This window comes from Pseudomonas sp. 51_B (assembly GCF_017491595.1).
GTDB classification, from domain to species: domain Bacteria; phylum Pseudomonadota; class Gammaproteobacteria; order Pseudomonadales; family Pseudomonadaceae; genus Aquipseudomonas; species Aquipseudomonas promysalinigenes.
This window is the reverse complement of record NZ_JAFGYW010000508.1, coordinates 1-291: the sequence shown is the minus strand read 5'-3', so window position 1 is coordinate 291 and position 291 is coordinate 1. Positions and strand designations below refer to the sequence as shown.

Here is a 291-nt window from a genome sequence, read left to right as displayed (position 1 = left end):
ACGTTGCGCCAAACAACGTCTACAACACCAATGCACCGCTGACCAACAGCATCACCAATGTCACCGGCGGCAACTACGAGAAACTGGTTACCACCGGTACTCCTAGCACCACGGTCACCGACGACCCAGCGAAGCTGGACACCACCGGTGTCACCTTGACGGCGACCAACACCGTCCAGGAAGGTGGCCAAATCACCTACACCGCCAAGCTGACCAACCCAGCCGGTAGTGAGATGAAGGTCACCCTCAGCAATGGTGCGGTCATCACCATCGCCAAGGGCCTGAGCGAAG

The 291-nt window shown here is 58.8% G+C and carries 1 protein-coding gene; it reads left to right on the top strand.

The annotated features are described in order from the left end of the window. Window positions 1-291 (top strand): immunoglobulin-like domain-containing protein (locus tag J5M56_RS25960; protein WP_207938183.1); only part of this gene is annotated, 291 nt, incomplete at both ends.